The sequence below is a fragment of the Achromobacter sp. 1014246743 genome, assembly GCF_059760725.1.
This window is the reverse complement of the sequence record NZ_JCBANA010000023.1, coordinates 39291-56639: the sequence shown is the minus strand read 5'-3', so window position 1 is coordinate 56639 and position 17349 is coordinate 39291. Positions and strand designations below refer to the sequence as shown.

The 17349-nt window shown below is 66.4% G+C and carries 15 protein-coding genes; 9 read left to right on the top strand and 6 right to left on the bottom strand.

Features of this window, described 5'->3' with window-relative positions; all coding sequences use genetic code 11:
* The first annotated feature begins 73 nt into the window (after positions 1-73).
* The 4 genes from AC6LJ2_RS12015 to AC6LJ2_RS12000 are packed head-to-tail and all read left to right on the top strand — an operon-like array spanning position 74 to position 4510.
* Entirely contained in the window at positions 74-1780 is a 1707-nt protein-coding gene (locus AC6LJ2_RS12015) for an ABC transporter permease (protein ID WP_445657235.1), read from the top strand.
* Positions 1781-1795: 15 nt separating this feature from the next.
* Positions 1796-2881 carry an ABC transporter ATP-binding protein gene (locus AC6LJ2_RS12010; protein WP_263911501.1) on the top strand — a complete coding sequence of 362 codons (1086 nt, stop codon included), beginning with the start codon at positions 1796-1798 and terminating at the stop codon, positions 2879-2881.
* 24 nt (positions 2882-2905) lie between these two features.
* Entirely contained in the window at positions 2906-3814 is a 909-nt protein-coding gene (locus AC6LJ2_RS12005; RefSeq protein ID WP_263911500.1) for a LysR family transcriptional regulator, read from the top strand.
* 51 nt (positions 3815-3865) lie between these two features.
* Positions 3866-4510 carry a histidine phosphatase family protein gene (locus tag AC6LJ2_RS12000; RefSeq protein ID WP_498151428.1) on the top strand — a complete coding sequence of 215 codons (645 nt, stop codon included), beginning with the start codon at positions 3866-3868 and terminating at the stop codon, positions 4508-4510.
* Positions 4511-4559: 49 nt separating this feature from the next.
* Here the strand turns inward: AC6LJ2_RS12000 and AC6LJ2_RS11995 are convergent, their stop codons facing one another.
* From AC6LJ2_RS11995 to carA, 4 genes are all read right to left on the bottom strand, one after another.
* Positions 4560-5336 (bottom strand): SDR family oxidoreductase, encoded by a 777-nt coding sequence (locus AC6LJ2_RS11995; protein ID WP_263911497.1) that lies wholly within the window; start codon positions 5334-5336, stop codon positions 4560-4562.
* Between the two features lie 86 nt (positions 5337-5422).
* Positions 5423-6319, bottom strand: coding sequence for a lipid A hydroxylase LpxO (gene lpxO / locus AC6LJ2_RS11990; protein ID WP_263911495.1), 897 nt, complete (start codon positions 6317-6319; stop codon positions 5423-5425).
* 53 nt (positions 6320-6372) lie between these two features.
* Complete coding sequence (carB, locus tag AC6LJ2_RS11985) at positions 6373-9615, bottom strand: carbamoyl-phosphate synthase large subunit (RefSeq protein ID WP_263911494.1); 3243 nt, start codon at positions 9613-9615, stop codon at positions 6373-6375.
* 10 nt (positions 9616-9625) lie between these two features.
* Positions 9626-10780, bottom strand: a complete 1155-nt coding sequence (gene carA / locus AC6LJ2_RS11980) for a glutamine-hydrolyzing carbamoyl-phosphate synthase small subunit (RefSeq protein ID WP_498151427.1) — start codon at positions 10778-10780, stop codon at positions 9626-9628.
* A 165-nt stretch (positions 10781-10945) separates the two neighbouring features.
* Here carA and tal point away from each other — a divergent pair, with 165 nt between their 5' ends.
* Positions 10946-11899: a transaldolase gene (gene tal / locus AC6LJ2_RS11975; protein WP_498151426.1), complete on the top strand. Its 954-nt coding sequence runs from the start codon at positions 10946-10948 to the stop codon at positions 11897-11899.
* Between the two features lie 39 nt (positions 11900-11938).
* Here the strand turns inward: tal and AC6LJ2_RS11970 are convergent, their stop codons facing one another.
* Positions 11939-12466, bottom strand: coding sequence for a carboxymuconolactone decarboxylase family protein (locus AC6LJ2_RS11970; protein ID WP_263911491.1), 528 nt, complete (start codon positions 12464-12466; stop codon positions 11939-11941).
* A 147-nt stretch (positions 12467-12613) separates the two neighbouring features.
* Here AC6LJ2_RS11970 and AC6LJ2_RS11965 point away from each other — a divergent pair, with 147 nt between their 5' ends.
* Genes AC6LJ2_RS11965 through AC6LJ2_RS11950 form a run of 4 tightly spaced genes read left to right on the top strand, consistent with a single transcriptional unit; the run spans position 12614 to position 16448 of the window.
* Entirely contained in the window at positions 12614-14821 is a 2208-nt protein-coding gene (locus AC6LJ2_RS11965) for an ATP-binding protein (protein WP_445657238.1), read from the top strand.
* 1 nt (position 14822) lies between these two features.
* The gene (locus AC6LJ2_RS11960) at positions 14823-15188 is read left to right on the top strand and encodes a response regulator (protein ID WP_263911488.1); all 366 of its coding nucleotides are present in this window, start codon (positions 14823-14825) and stop codon (positions 15186-15188) included.
* 8 nt (positions 15189-15196) lie between these two features.
* Positions 15197-15859, top strand: coding sequence for a hypothetical protein (locus AC6LJ2_RS11955; RefSeq protein WP_263911486.1), 663 nt, complete (start codon positions 15197-15199; stop codon positions 15857-15859).
* Positions 15860-15878: 19 nt separating this feature from the next.
* Positions 15879-16448 (top strand): biliverdin-producing heme oxygenase, encoded by a 570-nt coding sequence (locus AC6LJ2_RS11950; RefSeq protein ID WP_263911484.1) that lies wholly within the window; start codon positions 15879-15881, stop codon positions 16446-16448.
* Positions 16449-16551: 103 nt separating this feature from the next.
* Here AC6LJ2_RS11950 and AC6LJ2_RS11945 read toward each other — a convergent pair whose 3' ends face one another.
* Positions 16552-17346 (bottom strand): ABC transporter permease, encoded by a 795-nt coding sequence (locus AC6LJ2_RS11945; protein WP_263911482.1) that lies wholly within the window; start codon positions 17344-17346, stop codon positions 16552-16554.
* Positions 17347-17349 lie beyond the last annotated feature (3 nt).

Here is a 17349-nt window from a genome sequence, read left to right as displayed (position 1 = left end):
CGCATGACCGTCGGGCCGGCCCTTGGCACGGACCGGCGGCCACCGCCTGTCTTCAACCACAACGGGAATCTCGATGAATCTTCCGGGCCATACCCGCCTGCCCGCCGGCCCTGTGCTGGCCGCGCTTCTGGTGCTGGGTTTCCTGGCGCTGTTCCTGGCCGTGCCGGTGGGCACCGTGTTCTACACGGCGTTCGTCAATGCGGACGGCAGCTTCACCACGGGCCACTTCGGCGCCTTCTTCAACCAGCCGTTGATGCGCGAGGCCTTCTTCAACAGCCTCTACGTCGCGGGCTGGTCCGCCCTGCTGGCCTCGCTGATCGCGGTGCCGCTGGCGTATTTCACGGTGCGCTTCGATTTCCGCGGCGCACTCATCATCCAGACGCTGGGCGTGCTGCCACTGATCATGCCGCCCTTCGTGGGCGCCGTGGCCATGCAGCTGATCTTCGGCCGTTCGGGCAGCGTGAACCTGCTGCTGAACGACTGGTTCGGCTTCACCATCCCGTTCATGGACGGGCTGAACGGCGTGATCTTCGTCGAGGCCCTGCACTACTTCCCGTTCATCCTGATGAACCTGGTGGTGGCGCTGCGCAACATCGACGGCGCCATGGAAGAGGCGGCCTTCAACCTGGGTTCGCGCGGGTTCCGGCTGTTCCGCCGGGTGATCTTCCCGTTGGCGCTGCCCGGTTACGTGGCGGGCACGTCGCTGGTGTTCGTCAAGGTGTTCGATGACCTGGGCACGCCGCTGGTGCTGGGCACCACCAACATGCTGGCGCCGCAGGCCTATCTGCGCATCACCCAGGTGGGCCTGGAAGATCCGCTGGGTTATGTGATCAGCGTGATCATGATCGCGTTTTCGATCCTGGCGCTGTGGCTGTCGGCGCGGGTGCTCAAGGGGCGCGACTACTCCACGCTGCAAAAGGGCGGCAACTCGATCCAGAAGCGCAAACTGAATCCGCTGGAAAGCACGCTGGCCTATGGCTGGATCGCCCTGGTGCTGCTGCTTGTGCTGTCGCCGCACATGGGCGTGCTGCTGCTGTCATTGGCCAGCGTCTGGAGCTTTGCGCCGCTGCCCGACGGCTACACGCTGGCGCACTACGCCGCGGTGTTCAGCGAGTCGCAGGGCATGATCGCCAACACGCTGCTGTATTGCGGCCTGGCCGCGGGTGTGGACGTGATCCTGGGAACGGCCATCGCCTACCTGATGCTGCGCACCCGCCTGCCGGCGCGCCAGTGGCTGGATTTCCTGGCGTCCGCCGCCCTGGCGATTCCCGGCATCGTGCTGGCGATCGGCCTGCTGCGCACGTTCCGCGGCGTGGAGATTCCCGGCACCGGCACGCTGCTGACCTCGTCGTGGATCATCATCATGATCGCGTACTCGGTGCGGCGGCTGCCGTATGCGCTGCGCTCCTGCGTGGCCTCGCTGCAGCAGATCAACGTATCGCTGGAAGAGGCCGCGCAATCGATGGGCGCGACTCGCCTGCGCACCATCCGCCGCGTGGTGGTGCCGCTGATGGCCGGTGGCATGCTGGCTGGATTTGTCACCAGCTTCGTGACGGCGGCGGTCGAGCTGTCGGCCACCATCATGCTGGTCACCAAAGACAGCCAGGCGCCGATGAGCTACGGCATCTATCTGTACATGCAGAGCGCGGCGGGCCGTGGGCCCGGCGCCGCGCTGGGCGTGCTGGCGGTGGTGGCCGTGGCCATCGGCACCTATGTCTCGCACCTGCTGGTGGAGCGCGCCCAGGCGCGCCAGCGCCCGGCGCGCGGCGACGAGGCTTGAACCAAGGGGAACAACATGAAGAAAGTCAGCGTTGAATGCCGCAACATCCGCCTGTCGTACGGCAAGACGGAAGTGCTCAAGGACGTCAACATCAGCATCGAGCCCGGCGAGTTCTTCGCCCTGCTGGGGCCATCCGGCTCGGGCAAATCCACCTTGCTGCGCCTGATCGCGGGCTTCAACCGCCAGAACGCCGGCCAGCTGCTGGTGGATGGCAAGGACATCAGCGGCATCCCGCCCTGGAACCGCAACATCGGCATGGTGTTCCAGAACTATGCCTTGTGGCCGCACATGACGGTGTGGGACAACGTGGCGTTCGGCCTGGTCGAACGCAAGCTGCCGCGCGACCAGATCCGCAGCAAGGTCGAGGCCGCGCTGGAACTGGTGGGCCTGTCGCAATACGCGCGCCGCCGGCCCAACCAGCTGTCCGGCGGCCAGCAGCAGCGCGTGGCGCTGGCGCGCACCATCGTGATCGAGCCGCAGGTGCTGCTGCTGGACGAACCCCTGTCGAACCTGGACAAGAAGCTGCGCGTGCAGATGCGCCAGGATCTGCTCAGCCTGCAGCGCCGGCTGGGCATCACCACCATTTTCGTGACGCACGACCAGGAAGAGGCGATGACCACCGCCGACCGCATGGCGGTGCTGGACCATGGCGTGGTGCAGCAGATCGGCGCGCCCAGCACGCTGTTCGACTATCCGGTGAACCGCTTCGTAGCCAACTTCGTGGGCACCATGAACGTGCTGGAAGGCAATGTGCGCGAGCGCACCAGCGGCAGCGTGGTGCTGGCGGTGGAAGGCGTGGGCGACCTGCACCTGCCGCTGGCGGCCGAAGCGCCCACGGCGCAGCGCCTGGCGGCGAGCTTCCGGCCGCATACCGTGCAGATCGAAATGGCCGACGGCTTGGGCGATGCGCGCTACGTGTGGCTGCCTGGCGTGGTGGAAAGCAGTGAGTTCCTGGGCGAGTTCACCCGCTACCAGGTGCAGGTGGGCGAGCAGCGCCTGACGGCAGACCAGTCTCACCTGGCGGGACTGTCGCCGTTTCCGGTGGGGGCGCCGGTGTCGATCGGGCTGGAGCCGACCCAGGTGCGGCTGCTTGCCGCCTGAGCCCGGTTCCCCTACAAAGGCGCCATGGAAATCTATCAGATACGCGCCTTCGTCACGGTGGCCCGGCTGGGCAACCTGACCAAGGCCGCCGAAGCCCTGTCGCTGACCCAGCCCGCCGTCACCGGCCAGATCAAGGCCCTGGAACAAAGCCTGGGCGTGGCCTTATTTGATCGCAGCGGCGGCCGGCTGGCGCTGGCCAAGGCCGGCGAAATGCTGCTGCCCACGGCCGAATCGCTGCTGGTGCTGGGCGCGCAATTCAAGTCCGAAGCGCAGCAGTTGCAGGGCAGCCTGCAAGGCGTGGTCGAACTGGGCGTGCCCAGCGAAAAACCGGATTTCCTGCGGCTGGGCGAGCTGGCCTCGGCCATTGCCCAGCGGCTGCCGCTGATCGAACTGAAGACGCAGACGCTGCCCACCGCCACGCTTGCCGAACAGGTCAGCACCGGCCGGCTGCCGGCGGCATTGACGATTGCCGCCCACCCGCCGCGCGGGGTGCTGTGGCAGCCGCTGCGCAGTGTGCGCTACCGCATCGCGCTGCCCAAGGAACAGGCCGCCGTGCTCAAGCGCGGCGGCTGGCGCGAAGTGGCGCAACTGCCATGGCTGGACGGTCCGGCCGGCAGCCACACCCACCTGCTGCTGCGCGACATGTTCGAACGCCACGGCCTGTCGCCGCGCGTGGCCATGCAGCACGACGACCAGGCCAACCTGGAAGCACTGGTGCGGGCCGGCGCCGGCTGCGCGCTGCTGCGCGAGGAAACCGCGCTGGCCGGCGCGGCCTCGAACGACTTCATCGTCTGGGGCCAGGCTCGCGCCGACGCGACGCTGGGCTTCATCCTGCCCTACGAACGCGCTAGCGAGCCCGCGCTGGTCGCGTTAAGCTCGGTGATTCAAGCCATCTGGAAGCCGCGTGCGCCGATCGCGCCCGACCCGCTTTGAGCCGGGCCCACCCGTCCGCCCGCGCCCCTTCCCCACCGTATCGATATTGCAATGACTGAAATCTGGTTCATCCGCCACGGCGAAACCGACTGGAACCGCGAACGCCGCCTGCAAGGCTGGAAAGACATCCCGCTGAACGAATTCGGCCGCAACCAGGCCAGCCTGCTGGCGGCGCGCCTGCGCGAGGAAGCCCACCACACGCCGATCCACGCCATCTACAGCAGCGACCTGCAGCGCGCCCACGCCACCGCCGTACCGGTGTCCGAGCAACTGGACCTGCGCGTACGCGTCGAACCGGGCATCCGCGAGCGCGGCTTCGGCGTGCTTGAAGGCCTGGACCACGACCGCATCGATGTGCTGGCGCCGGAAGCCGCCGCCGCCTGGAAAAGCCGCGATCCGCTGCGCCCGCTGGATGGCGGCGAAACGCTGGGCCAGTTCCAGTCGCGCGTGATTTCCACGGTGGACGACATTGCCAGCCGCCACGAGGGCGAACGCATCCTGATGTTCACGCACGGCGGCGTGCTGGACATCATCTGGCGCCATGCCACCGGCGTGCCGCTGAACGCGCCGCGCGATGCCGCGCTGCTCAATGTCAGCATCAACCGGGTGGGCGTAAAGGGCCGTCACTGGCAGGTGCTGGATTGGGGCGACGTGGGCCACGTGGCTGCCGAAGTCGGCGACGACGTGGTGCCGTAACGGCCTTGGGCCACGCCGCCTGGTGCGGCCTGGCCTGCCACGTTATCTCCTACTGCCCCGCCTTGTCCGCCTTGCGCGGTTTGCGCGGCGCATTGCGCGCCAGGCGGTCGTAGACGGCATTGGGCAACAGCCGCATCAGCTTGGCCACCACGCCCATCTGCCAGGGAATCACCGTGTACGACGTGCCTCGCGCGATGGCTGCGTGCGCCCGTCGAGCGAAGGCGTCCGCGTCCATCAGGAACGGCATGGAATACGGATTGTGCGCGGTCATCGCCGTGCGGATGTAGCCCGGCGCAATGGTGACGACGCGGATGCCGTCGCCCGCCAGCTCGAGCCGCAGGCTTTCGCAGTAGGTCACGACCGCCGATTTCGACGCGCTGTAGGCGCCTGCCCCGGGCAGGCCGCGCACGCCGGCCACGCTGGCAATACCTACCAGCCGCCCACCGCCCGCGGCGCGCATGGCGTCCACGAAGGGTTCGAAGGTGGCCACGGTCGCCAACAGGTTGGTGTCGACAATGGCTTTGAAAACGTCAAAGTCTTCGGTGTGCCCGGTCAGGGTGCCTGCGCTGATGCCGGCGCTGGCGATGACCACGTCTACCCGCCCCTGGCAAAACGCAATGAAATCCTGCGCGGCGGCATGCAGCGCCGGACGATCAAGCACGTCCACCGCGTACCAGCGGTGCTGGCCCGGCAGGCTGGCGGCCAGTTCGCGCAGCGCGTCTTCGCGCCGCCCGAGCAGGCCCAGCGTGGCGCCGGCCGCGGCGTATTGCTGGGCCAGGGCTCGGCCCAAGCCGCTGCTGGCACCGGTAATGAAGACTCTGTCCATGAGTTCGCCTGGGTCGGATGAAAAAAGGCGGCGCCTCCCGCCAGGGAGGGCCGCCCGATATCCTACAGGAAGGCCGGCGCCGCGGATTACAGGAAGATCAGCGCGAAGATCGCCGCCACCAGCGCCCATTTGGACAGGTAGTACAGCGGCTTGCTCTTTTTCTTGAGCGCCTTGCCGAAACGCCTGACCGCGTACACCGCACCGAAAATGCGGTTGATGCCACCGGTGGCGTCGCCTTCCTGGTTGGGGGCTGCGGCCGCACGCAGCAGGAAACCGCCCACCACCCGGTTGAACGCCTGGGCCCAGCGGTAACGCATGGGGCGTTCGACGTCCGCGAACAGGATGATGCGGTTCTGGTCGGTCTTGTTTTCGGCGTAATGGATGAACGTTTCGTCGAACACCACCGCTTCGCCGTCGCGCCAGTGGTATTGCTGGCCGTCGACGTCGATATAGCAGTCGGGACTGTTCGGCGTGATCAGGCCCATGTGAAAGCGCAACGAACCGGCGTACGGGTCGCGATGCCGCGGCAGGCGGCTGCCCGGAGGCAACGAGGCAAACATCGCCGCCTTGATGGTGGGAATGCCTGCCAGCAACTGGGTCGTGACCGGACACAGGGCGTCGGCCGACGGATGGTCGGCGTCATACCATTTCAGGTAGAAACGCTTCCAGCCGGTCTTGAAGAAGGAATTGAAGCCCGCGTCGTTGTATTTATCCGAGGCCTTGATGTGGCCGTCGCCATACAGGTTGACGGCCTCCGCCCGGATTTCGTCGCAGCGGTCCAACAAGACCTTCAGCTCTGGAAACTGATCCAGATCGAGATAGGGCTTGTTGGGCACGCTGGAGAACGCGTACATGAAGCAGTTCAGCGGCGCCGTGAACGTGGAGTGATCCAACGCCTGCCGCGAGAACCGGTGCCTGACTCGGCCACGGTAGTGAACTACCGTGGCGCACACAATGAATAACGCAAGAATGAACCATTTCATTCTTTTGCCCTCACCTCACTTCACTTGCAGCGCGCCCTCTGCGCGCCCAAGCACTATTTGTCAGTCAAAGACGCGTGGAGTTCCTGCAGGGAATAGACCTGCAGGCCCAAGCCCTGGCGCAGATACTGCATGCCTTCGACCGCGGCGCGGGCGCCGGCGATGGTGGTGAAGAAGGTCACGCGGGCGGCCAGCGCCTGGGTGCGGATGGTGCGCGAGTCGACGATGGCGTTGCGACGCTCTTCGACGGTGTTGATGACCAGCGAGATCTCGCCGTTCTTGACCATGTCGACGATGTGCGGACGGCCCTCAGTGACCTTGTTCACGCGCTGCACGGGAATGCCGGCCGCTTCGATCTCGGCCGCCGTGCCGCGCGTGGCGACCAGCTTGAAGCCCAGGGCGTGCAGGCCGCGCGCCACTTCGACGGCGCGGGGCTTGTCCTGGTTCTTCACGCTGATGAACACCGTGCCGGATTCCGGCAGGCGCACGCCCGCGGCCAACTGCGACTTCACGAAGGCTTCGCCGAAGCTGGTGCCCACGCCCATCACTTCGCCGGTCGACTTCATTTCCGGACCCAGGATGGTGTCCACGCCCGGGAACTTCACGAACGGGAACACGGCTTCCTTGACCGAGAAGTAAGGCGGCACGACTTCCTTGGTGATGCCCTGGGCCGCCAGCGTCTGGCCGGCCATGGCGCGCGCGGCGATCTTGGCCAGTTGCAGGCCGGTGGCCTTGGACACGTAAGGCACCGTACGCGAAGCGCGCGGGTTCACTTCCAGCACGTAGACGTCGCCGCCCTGGATGGCGAACTGCACGTTCATCAGGCCGCTGACGTTCAGGGCCTTGGCCATCATGGTGGTCTGGCGCTTGATTTCGGCGATGACGTCGGCCGACAGCGAGTAAGGCGGCAGGCTGCAGGCGGAGTCGCCCGAGTGCACGCCGGCTTGCTCGATGTGTTCCATGACGCCGCCGATGAAGACGGTTTCGCCATCGGCCAGGCAGTCGACGTCGACTTCGGTGGCGTTGTTCAGGAAGCGATCCAGCAGCACCGGCGAGTCATTGCTGACCTTGACGGCTTCGCGCATGTAGCGTTCGAGGTCTTGCTGCTCGTGCACGATTTCCATCGCGCGGCCGCCCAGCACGTAGCTGGGACGCACCACCAGCGGGTAGCCGATTTCGGTGGCGTGGGCCAGGGCCTCGCCTTCGGTGCGGGCCGTGCGGTTGGGCGGCTGACGCAGGCCCAGTTTGTTGAGCAGCTTCTGGAAGCGCTCGCGGTCTTCGGCCACGTCGATGGATTCGGGGCTGGTGCCGATGATGGGCACGCCGTTGGCTTCCAGGGCGCGCGCCAGCTTCAGCGGGGTCTGGCCGCCGTACTGGACGATCATGCCGACCGGGTTTTCCTTGTGGACGATTTCCAGCACGTCTTCGAGCGTCAGGGGTTCGAAGTACAGGCGATCCGACGTGTCGTAGTCGGTGGACACGGTTTCCGGGTTGCAGTTGACCATGATGGTCTCGTACCCGTCGTCGCGCAGCGCCAGCGCGGCGTGCACGCAGCAGTAGTCGAATTCGATGCCCTGGCCGATGCGGTTCGGGCCACCGCCCAGCACCACGATCTTCTTGCGGTCGGTGGGCGCGGCTTCGCACTCTTCCTCGTAGGTGGAGTACATGTAGGCCGTGCGGGTGGCGAATTCAGCGGCGCAGGTGTCCACGCGCTTGTAGACCGGACGCACGTTCAGCTGGTGACGCAGCTTGCGCACTTCGGATTCGGCCGAATCCAGCAGGAACGCCAGGCGGCGGTCGGAGAAACCGCGGCGCTTCAGTTCCCACAGGGTGGCGTAGTCCAGGTCGGCCAGCGTCTTTTGCTCGAGCGCGAGCTCGATGTCGACGATTTCCTTGATCTGCGACAGGAACCAGGGGTCGATGTGCGTGATGGCGTGCACTTCGTCGAGCGTGAAGCCTTGCGCAAAGGCGTCGCCCACGTACCAGATGCGTTCCGGACCGGGTTCGCCCAGCTCGACCTGCAGCTTTTCGCGGTCGGTGGTTTTCTGGTTCAGGCCGTCGACGCCGACTTCCAGGCCGCGCAGCGCCTTCTGGAACGATTCCTGGAAGGTGCGGCCGATGGCCATGACTTCACCCACGGACTTCATCTGGGTGGTCAGGCGGGCGTCGGCGGTGGGGAATTTCTCGAAGGCGAAACGCGGCACCTTGGTGACGACGTAGTCGATCGACGGTTCGAACGAGGCCGGCGTGGCGCCGCCGGTGATTTCGTTCTTGAGTTCGTCCAGCGTGTAGCCCACGGCCAGGCGCGCAGCGACCTTGGCGATGGGAAAGCCCGTGGCCTTGGAGGCCAGCGCCGAAGAACGCGACACGCGCGGGTTCATCTCGATGACGATCATGCGGCCGTTCTGCGGATTGACCGCGAACTGCACGTTCGAGCCGCCGGTGTCCACGCCGATTTCGCGCAATACCGCGATCGATGCGTTACGCATGATCTGGTATTCCTTGTCGGTCAGCGTCTGGGCCGGCGCCACGGTGATCGAGTCACCGGTGTGCACACCCATCGGGTCCAGGTTTTCGATGGAGCAGACGATGATGCAGTTGTCCGCCTTGTCGCGGACGACTTCCATCTCGAATTCCTTCCAGCCCAGCAACGACTCTTCGATCAGGAGTTCGCTGGTAGGCGAGGCTTCCAGGCCGCGGCGGCAGATGGTTTCGAATTCTTCGGCGTTGTAGGCAATGCCGCCGCCCGAACCACCCATGGTGAAGCTGGGGCGAATGACGGCGGGGAAGCCCGAGGTGCCGACTTCCGCGGCGATGCGGCGCTGCACTTCCCAGGCTTCGTCCATGCTGTGGGCGACGCCCGATTTGGCCGATTCCAGGCCGATGTCGGTCATGGCCTGCTTGAACTTCTGGCGGTCTTCGGCCTTTTCGATGGCGTGCTCGTTGGCGCCGATCAGTTCGACATTGTGCTTTTTCAGCACGCCGTGGTGGGCCAGGTCGAGCGCGCAGTTCAGCGCGGTCTGGCCGCCCATGGTGGGCAGCAGCGCATCGGGCTTTTCACGCTCGATGATCTTTTCGACGGCTTGCCAGGTGATGGGCTCGATGTAGGTGACGTCGGCCGTTTCCGGGTCGGTCATGATCGTGGCGGGGTTGCTGTTCACCAGGATGGTGCGGTAACCCTCGGCCTTGAGCGCCTTGCACGCTTGCGCGCCGGAATAGTCGAATTCGCAGGCCTGCCCGATGATGATGGGGCCGGCGCCGATGATGAGAATGCTTTTTAGGTCTGTACGCTTGGGCATGATGCAATCTTTACTTTTGGCCGGACATCAGGCTGATGAACTTGTCGAAGAGCTCCAGGATGTCGTGCGGACCGGGGCTGGCTTCGGGGTGGCCCTGGAAGCAGAAGGCCGGACGGTCGGTGAGCTCGAAGCCCTGCAGCGTGCCGTCGAACAGCGACACGTGCGTGACGCGCGCGTTGGCCGGCAGGCTGGCCGCGTCGACCGCGAAACCGTGATTCTGGCTGGTGATGAAGACGCGCTTGGAAGCCAGGTCCTGCACCGGGTGGTTGGCCCCGTGGTGGCCGGTCTTCATCTTGAGCGTCTTGCCGCCAACGGCCAGGCCCATGATCTGGTGGCCCAGGCAGATGCCGAATATGGGCAGCTTCTTGTCCAGGAACGTGCGCGTGGCGGCGATGGCGTAGTCGCAGGGCTCGGGGTCGCCGGGGCCGTTGGACAGGAACACGCCGTCGGGGTTGAGCTTGAGCACTTCTTCGGCGCTGGTCTGGGCCGGCACCAGCGTCAGGCGGCAGCCGCGATCGGCCAGGAGGCGCAGGATGTTGGACTTGATGCCGAAGTCGTAGGCGACGACGTGGAACTTGGACTGGTCGGGCTGGGTGTAGCCTTCGCCCAGTTGCCAGGTGCCTTCGGTCCAGGTGGCGTTGGACTTGATGGACACGACCTTGGCCAGGTCCTGGCCGGCCATGCCGGCAAAGCCGCGGGCCAGTTCGACGGCGCGGTCGGCGTCGGTGCCGACGAAGATGCAGGCGCCCTGGGCGCCCTTTTCACGCAGGATGCGGGTCAGCTTGCGGGTGTCGATGCCGGAAATGGCAACGATGCCCTGGGCAGACAGGTACTCGGGCAGCGATTGCGTGGAACGGAAGTTCGACACGCGGGCGGGACAGTCGCGGACCACCAGGCCGGCGGCGTAGACGCGGTTCGCCTCGACGTCTTCGGCGTTGATGCCGGTATTGCCGATGTGCGGATAGGTCAGCGTGACGATCTGGCCGCTATAGCTGGGATCGGTGAGAATTTCCTGGTACCCGGTCATCGCGGTGTTGAACACCACTTCGGCAACGGTATGCCCAGGCGCACCGATCGACACGCCTCGAAAAATGGTACCGTCCGCCAGAGCCAGAATTGCAGGAGGGAAGCGGTTGATCCCCTCGGGAAAAAGTTGCGGCAGCACAGTAAACCCCGGTTTTATGAATCGATAATCAAACCTTCGAATTATACCTTGAGCGGCCGTTTTCCCCGGAAAACCGCGCCAAATAAGGCCAGGATCGAAGAATTGGCCTGTCGGCAGTGATACGCTAAAGCACCTTCAACCCTGACGTTGTGAGCCGTTCTGTCCATGCCCAGCCAACTTGACGCCCTGCGCAATCACACCACCGTTGTCGCCGACACCGGCGATTTCGAAGCGATGAAGGCGCTGCGTCCCACCGACGCCACCACCAATCCGTCCCTGATTCTTAAGGCCGTGCAGCAGGACGCCTATCGCCCGCTGCTGGAAAAGACCGCCCGCGACCACCGCGGCGCCCCCACCGCCGAACTGATGGACCGCCTGCTGGTCGCATTCGGCCGCGCCATCCTGAACATCGTGCCCGGCCGGGTCTCGACCGAAGTCGACGCCCGCCTGTCGTTCGACACCCGCGCCACGATCGAACGCGCCCGCGGCCTGATCGCGCTGTACGAAGCGGCCGGCGTGCCGCGCGAGCGCGTCCTGATCAAGATCGCCTCCACCTGGGAAGGCATCCAGGCCGCCCGCGCGCTGCAGGCCGAGGGCGTGCGCTGCAACCTGACCCTGCTGTTCTCGCTGCCGCAGGCCGTGGCCTGCGCCGACGCCCAGGTGCAGCTGATTTCGCCCTTCGTGGGCCGCATCTACGACTGGCACAAGAAGGCCGCCGGCGCCGCCTGGGTCGAAGCCGACCATGCCGGCGCGCGCGATCCCGGCGTGCAGTCCGTGACCCGCATCTACCAGTACTACAAGCGCTTCGGCATCGCCACCGAGATCATGGGCGCCAGCTTTCGCAACGTGGGCCAGATCCTGGCGCTGTCGGGCTGCGACCTCCTGACCATCAGCCCCGAGCTGCTGACCCAATTGGCGGCCACCGACGGTGACGCCCCGGCGCAGTTGCGCGCCGATGCCCTCAGCGGTGACATCGCCCGCATCGCCTCGGACGAAGTGGCCTTCCGCACGCAGCTGAACGACGACGCCATGGCCAGCGACAAGCTGTCCGAGGGCATTCGCGCGTTCGTGGCCGACGCCATCAAGCTGGACGCGCTGATCGAGGCCCAGCGCGGCTGAGCCCCGCCCCGTCCGGCGGGCGGCGCCCCCGGACGGTTTTCAGCGGTGGTCGTGCGAATGCACCTGCAGCGCTTCCAGGAAGCGCGAGACCATGTTGTAGGCGGCCACCGTGGCGGTCAGCTCGACCGTCAGCTTGTCCGAACCCATCGCGGCGCGCGCGGCCTGGAACACGGTTTCGGGGACCTGCACCTGGCGCGTCATGGCGTCGGTATAGGCCAAGACCGCGCGTTCTCGCTCGCTGAACCGTTGTGATGCCTGCCAATCGGGCAAGGCATCCAGCTGGGCTTGCGTCAGGCCTTCTTTCAGGGCGATCGGCGCGTGCTGGTCGGCCTCGTAGGGCGCGCCGTTGATCACCGCCACCCGCATGATCACAAGCTCGCGAATATCGCCCGGCAACGACGACAATTGGCGGATGGACGTCAGGTAATTGAGCCAGCCCCCGGCCACGGCCGGGCTGTGCAGCAGCATCTGGTACAGATGCAGCACGCTGCCGCGTTCGGCGACGATGCGGTCCACCAGCGGTTTCGCGTCGGGATGAGACAAATCGGCGTAAGGAAGACGCGCCATGAAAACTCCGTAAGGGGATTAAGACCGGTTGGCGCCCAAGCGCGTAACGCCTTTGAGCGTCGAATGTCCGAGGCGCAGCAAATGAACACATTCGCAAGAACTTTGACATAATGACAGCACACTGCGCACTCCCAGGACAAGCCTAGAATGAATGCGCCTACCCAGTCCCACCCGCCTGTCACGCTCGCAAACTGCGACAGCGAACCGATCCACGTACCGGGCGCCATCCAGCCCCTGGGCGCGTTGCTCGCGTTCGACGCCGCGGGCGTGCTGCGCTACGCGAGCGAAACCGCGCCGCAGGTACTGGGCACGCCCCTTGCGCTGGGCTATCGCTGCGAACCCGGCGCCCTGCCACCGGGGTTGTCGCACTACCTGTCGGTCTGGCTGGACAGCGCCGACCCGGTGTTCGATCCGCTGACCCTGGTGCTGAATGAACATACCTATGACGTCATTGCCCACCGCAACGGGGACGGCCTGACGCTGCTTGAACTGGAACGCCGCGGCGACGCTGCCGACATCGCCGACCCCGCGCGCATCTACCGCGGCATCGAACGCATCCGCGTGCAACGCGACATCGCCAGCCTGCTGGATCGCACGGTGCAGGAAGTACAGCGCGCCACCGGCTTTGACCGCGTCATGGCCTACCGCTTTCATCCGGACGACAGTGGCGAAATCGTGGCCGAGCGGCGGGGCGACCCCACGCTGGAAGACTGGGTCGGACGGCGCTATCCGGCCGGCGACATCCCCGCCCAGGCGCGACGCCTGTATACGGTGAATACGCTGCGCCAGATTGCCGACGCGCAATACCAGCCCGTGCGCGTGCTGGGCCAGGACAGCGCTGACGAACCGCCGCTGGACATGAGCTTTTCGGTGCTGCGCAGCGTGTCGCCGATTCATCTGGAATACATGGCGAACATGGGCGTGCGCGCCTCCATGAGCCTGTCGCTGGTGATCGGCGGCAAGCTGTGGGGCATGATCGCCTGCCATCACCATTCCCCGCGCCAGATCCCCTACCCCGCCCGGCTGGCCTGCGAGGCGCTGGCGCAGGTGCTGTCGGCGGCGTTGGCCAACATCGAAGGCAGCGAGCGCGCCGAAAACGCGCGCCACAGCGCCGCGCTGGTCAGCCGCCTGGCAGAACGCGTGTCGGCTTCGGAAAATGTGCACCTGGCGCTGTCCGGCGGCCCGGACACGCCCGCCGCGCTCGTCCCCAACGACGCCGCGCTGTGCCTGTGGGGCAACAGCGTGACGGTGTTCGGCGGCATTGCGCCGCGCGGCGAACTGGCCGGCATCCTGTGCGCGCTGGACCAGAGCGGCCAGCGGCTGGTTCACACCCACAACATCGCGCGCGACTACCCCGACCTGCAAACCGACCTGGTGCCGTACGCGGGCCTCCTGGCCTGCAAGTTCGACCCCATGAACAACGGCTGGCTGATCTGGCTGCGCAAAGAGCAGATCGAAACCGTGGTGTGGGGCGGCAAGCCCGAAAAGCAATACGCCGTCGGCAACCTGGGGCCGCGCCTGACGCCGCGCGGTTCGTTCGACGCGTGGCGCGAAGTCACCCGCGACACCAGCGCACCGTGGCTGCCGGCCGAACGGGAAGCGGCCGACAACCTGCGCGACGAACTCTCGCACATCGCCACCAGCCGCGCTGCCGACGTGGATCGCGCCCGCACCGCGCTGCTGGCGATGCTGGGCCACGACCTGCGCGATCCGCTGCAATCCATTTCCATGGCGGCCACGCTGCTGTCGAAAACGGATTCCGGCGCCCGCATGGGCGAGCGCATCCGCTATTCCAGCGGCCGGATGCAACGCCTGATCTCGCAGGTGCTGGACCTGTCGCGCCTGCAGGCCGGCATGGGGCTGGGCATCGAAAAGCGCGAATGCCGCCTGTCCGACCTGCTGAACAGCCTGATCGAGGAAAAGCGCCAGGCCTACCCCGGCCTGCTGATCGAACCCGACGTACAGCCCGGGCTGACCCTGATGGCCGACACCGACCGCATCGCCCAGGTGGTCACCAACCTGATGAGCAACGCCCGCCAGCACGGCGCACCACGCATGCCGATCCACGTGACGGCGCGACAGGACGGCGAGGCCATCGAACTGACGGTCGTGAACCACGGCGCCCCGATACCGGACGAGGTCATGGCGCATCTGTTCTCGCCCTTCAAGCCGGAATCCATGGGCCATTCGCGCAACCGCAATGGCCTGGGGCTGGGGTTGTATATTGCCGAACAGGTGGTCCGCGACCACGATGGCGAGATCACCGTCGGCTGCCATGACGGCCGGGTGGTTTTCACTGTTATTCTGCCGCGCGGCGCCGATGCGCCGCCCGCAACCCGCATCCTGGAGACATGATTTGAACGAAGCGCGCTCGCTACGCGTCCTGCTGGTCGACGACAACGAAATGGGCTCTGAACTGCTGGCCGAATTCCTGGCATTGTCCGGCCTGGAAACCCGCTGCGCCGTCACTGGCGAAGACGCCCTGGCGCAGGTCGCCGCCTTCGACCCGCAAGCGGTGCTGGTCGATATCCTGCTGCCCGACATGGACGGCTACGAACTGGCCCGCCGGCTGCGCGAGCGCAGCACGTCGACCCGCATCTATGCCCTGAGCGGCCTGGCCCGCCACGAGCGCCACGAAGAGGCCACCCGCCTGTTCAACGGCTGGATCGAAAAACCCGCCGACCCCGACGCACTCCTGAACGTGCTGCGGCAGGCGGATTGAGGCCACCCATGCACGCCGATACTTCCGCCCTGGCCCTTTCCGCGCCGGCCCTGGCCGCCGACGGCGTGCGCTTCAAGGTCCTGGCGCAGATCTTTCCCGTCCTGCGGCACGAGACCCTTGCGCCGCTGTCCAACGCCACGCTGGCCGTAGCCATGCTGCGCCAGGCGCCGGAAGGCGCCAGCGCCGATGCCCTGCAGCAGCGTTGCCAACGCCTGGCGGGCGATCTGCACCACATGCTCGAAGACAGCGTCAACGTGGTGCGCGACCTGGACCAGTGGCTGATCGACAATGGCGCCTGCCTGCCGGCCGATGCGCTGCTGCGCCAATGCCGCAAGCTGCTGTTTTCGCAATTGATGTGGTCCAGGCGCCAGGTGCGCTGGCCCGAGGACGCCGCGGCGATCGAGCTGCCCGCGTTCGCATCGCGCTACCTGGTGATGGCGTGGCTGCTGTGCATGCTGCCGTGGCTGCCCGAAGGCGGCGAACTGGCGCTGGACGCTACGGACACGCGGGCCTGGCACGCGGATTTTTCAGCGATGCCCCAGGCACCGACCGCGCCGCAGCTGTTCGATACGCACGACATCGAGCTGTTGGCCGCCGCATCGGGCTGGCGCCTGGAGCGGCAGTCGCAGCGCTGGACGCTGCACCTGCCGGTTGCGCCGCAGGCCTGTTGAAACCCTCAAGGAGCTTCGCATGATCTCCCCCGTGCACCAGGTTTTGCGGGACGGCACCCGCGCACGCCACGAAACCCTGGACCAAGGCCTGGCGTTGGCCGACGGCGACGTCAGCCGCGCCCATTACCTGAACTACCTGCGGGCCCTGCTGGGCTGGCTGGAACCGGTCGAACAGCGCCTGTGGCAGCTGGAATGGCCGGCCGAATTGCGCGCCCCGGCCCGCGCGGGCAAAAGCGCCCTGATCCGCGCAGACCTGCACGCGGCGGGCGACGCGGCCCCGGTTGCGCACTGCGCCGACGCCCCCGCGCCGGACCAGGCCGACGCCTATGCACTGGGCGTGGCCTATGTAGTGGAAGGCTCGCAACTGGGCGGGCGCTTCCTGGCCAAGCGGCTGGAAGACGTGACCCCGCCCCTGCCGCTGAGCTACCTGCGCGGCTATGGCGACGAGGTCGGCGCGCTGTGGAAGGGCTTCCTGCAGCATCTGGACAGCGCCGCCCAGGGGCACGAAGCGCGTGCGCTGCAAGGCGCGCAGGACGCGTTCGACAGCCTGACCGCGTGGCTGCGCAGCCAGCGCGCACTGCAGGCCTAGGCCGCTTCTCAGTACCCCGCGGGCTCGCGCCCCTTGTGCGCGACGCCCATGAAAAAGCCCGGCCAGGCCGGGCTTTTTCATGGGCTTCTCGACAAGCAGCGGATCAGAGCTTTTCGGTCTCGCCCGACTTGGGCTGCCACTTCATCAGCCGTTTCTCGCCGACGCCGACGATGTAGTCCAGCACCAGCGCGAACGCCGTCAGGACCACGATGCCGGCAAACACGGTATTGACGTCGAACGTGCCTTCGGCCTGCAGGATCAGGTAGCCCACGCCGCTGGCCGAGCCCAGGTATTCGCCCACCACCGCGCCCACGAAGGCCAGGCCCACCGAGGTGTGCAGGCTGGAGAACACCCAGCTGGTGGCCGACGGCAGGTAGACGTGGCGCAGCAATTGCCGCTGGCGCGCGCCCAGCATGCGGGCGTTGTCCAGCAGGGTCGGGCTGACTTCACGCACGCCCTGGTAGACGTTGAAGAAGACGATGAAGAACACCAGCGTCACGGCCAGCGCGACCTTGGACCAGATGCCCAGCCCGAACCACATGCCGAAGATCGGCGCCAGGATCACGCGCGGCATCGAGTTGGCCGCCTTGATGTAGGGGTCCAGGATGGCGCTGGCGCGCGGCGACAGGCCCAGCCAGAGGCCGAAAGCCAGGCCGGCGATGGTGCCGATGAAGAAGGCCAGCACCGTTTCGGTCAACGTGACCCACAAGTGGGTATAGATGTCGGCGTTGGTGACGAACCAGGCCCAGATGCGGCCCCAGACCTTCAGGGGTTCGCCGAAGAAGAAGGCGACCTTGGAATCGCGCGAGGCGAGATGCCAGACGCCCAGGATGATGACCAGCAGCAGCAACTGCCAGAAGCGCAGGCTGGCGGAACCGGGTTTGAACGACTTGGACATAGG

Excerpts from the sequence above, each read along its gene's own strand:
- AC6LJ2_RS12015 (WP_445657235.1), top strand. The coding sequence starts at position 74 with ATGAATCTTCCGGGCCATACCCGCCTGCCCGCCGGCCCTGTGCTGGCC.
- AC6LJ2_RS12010 (WP_263911501.1), top strand. The coding sequence starts at position 1,796 with ATGAAGAAAGTCAGCGTTGAATGCCGCAACATCCGCCTGTCGTACGGC.
- AC6LJ2_RS12005 (WP_263911500.1), top strand. The coding sequence starts at position 2,906 with ATGGAAATCTATCAGATACGCGCCTTCGTCACGGTGGCCCGGCTGGGC.
- AC6LJ2_RS12000 (WP_498151428.1), top strand. The coding sequence starts at position 3,866 with ATGACTGAAATCTGGTTCATCCGCCACGGCGAAACCGACTGGAACCGC.
- AC6LJ2_RS11995 (WP_263911497.1), bottom strand. The coding sequence starts at position 5,336 with ATGGACAGAGTCTTCATTACCGGTGCCAGCAGCGGCTTGGGCCGAGCC.
- lpxO (WP_263911495.1), bottom strand. The coding sequence starts at position 6,319 with ATGAAATGGTTCATTCTTGCGTTATTCATTGTGTGCGCCACGGTAGTT.
- carB (WP_263911494.1), bottom strand. The coding sequence starts at position 9,615 with ATGCCCAAGCGTACAGACCTAAAAAGCATTCTCATCATCGGCGCCGGC.
- tal (WP_498151426.1), top strand. The coding sequence starts at position 10,946 with ATGCCCAGCCAACTTGACGCCCTGCGCAATCACACCACCGTTGTCGCC.
- AC6LJ2_RS11970 (WP_263911491.1), bottom strand. The coding sequence starts at position 12,466 with ATGGCGCGTCTTCCTTACGCCGATTTGTCTCATCCCGACGCGAAACCG.
- AC6LJ2_RS11965 (WP_445657238.1), top strand. The coding sequence starts at position 12,614 with ATGAATGCGCCTACCCAGTCCCACCCGCCTGTCACGCTCGCAAACTGC.
- AC6LJ2_RS11955 (WP_263911486.1), top strand. The coding sequence starts at position 15,197 with ATGCACGCCGATACTTCCGCCCTGGCCCTTTCCGCGCCGGCCCTGGCC.
- AC6LJ2_RS11950 (WP_263911484.1), top strand. The coding sequence starts at position 15,879 with ATGATCTCCCCCGTGCACCAGGTTTTGCGGGACGGCACCCGCGCACGC.
- AC6LJ2_RS11945 (WP_263911482.1), bottom strand. The coding sequence starts at position 17,346 with ATGTCCAAGTCGTTCAAACCCGGTTCCGCCAGCCTGCGCTTCTGGCAG.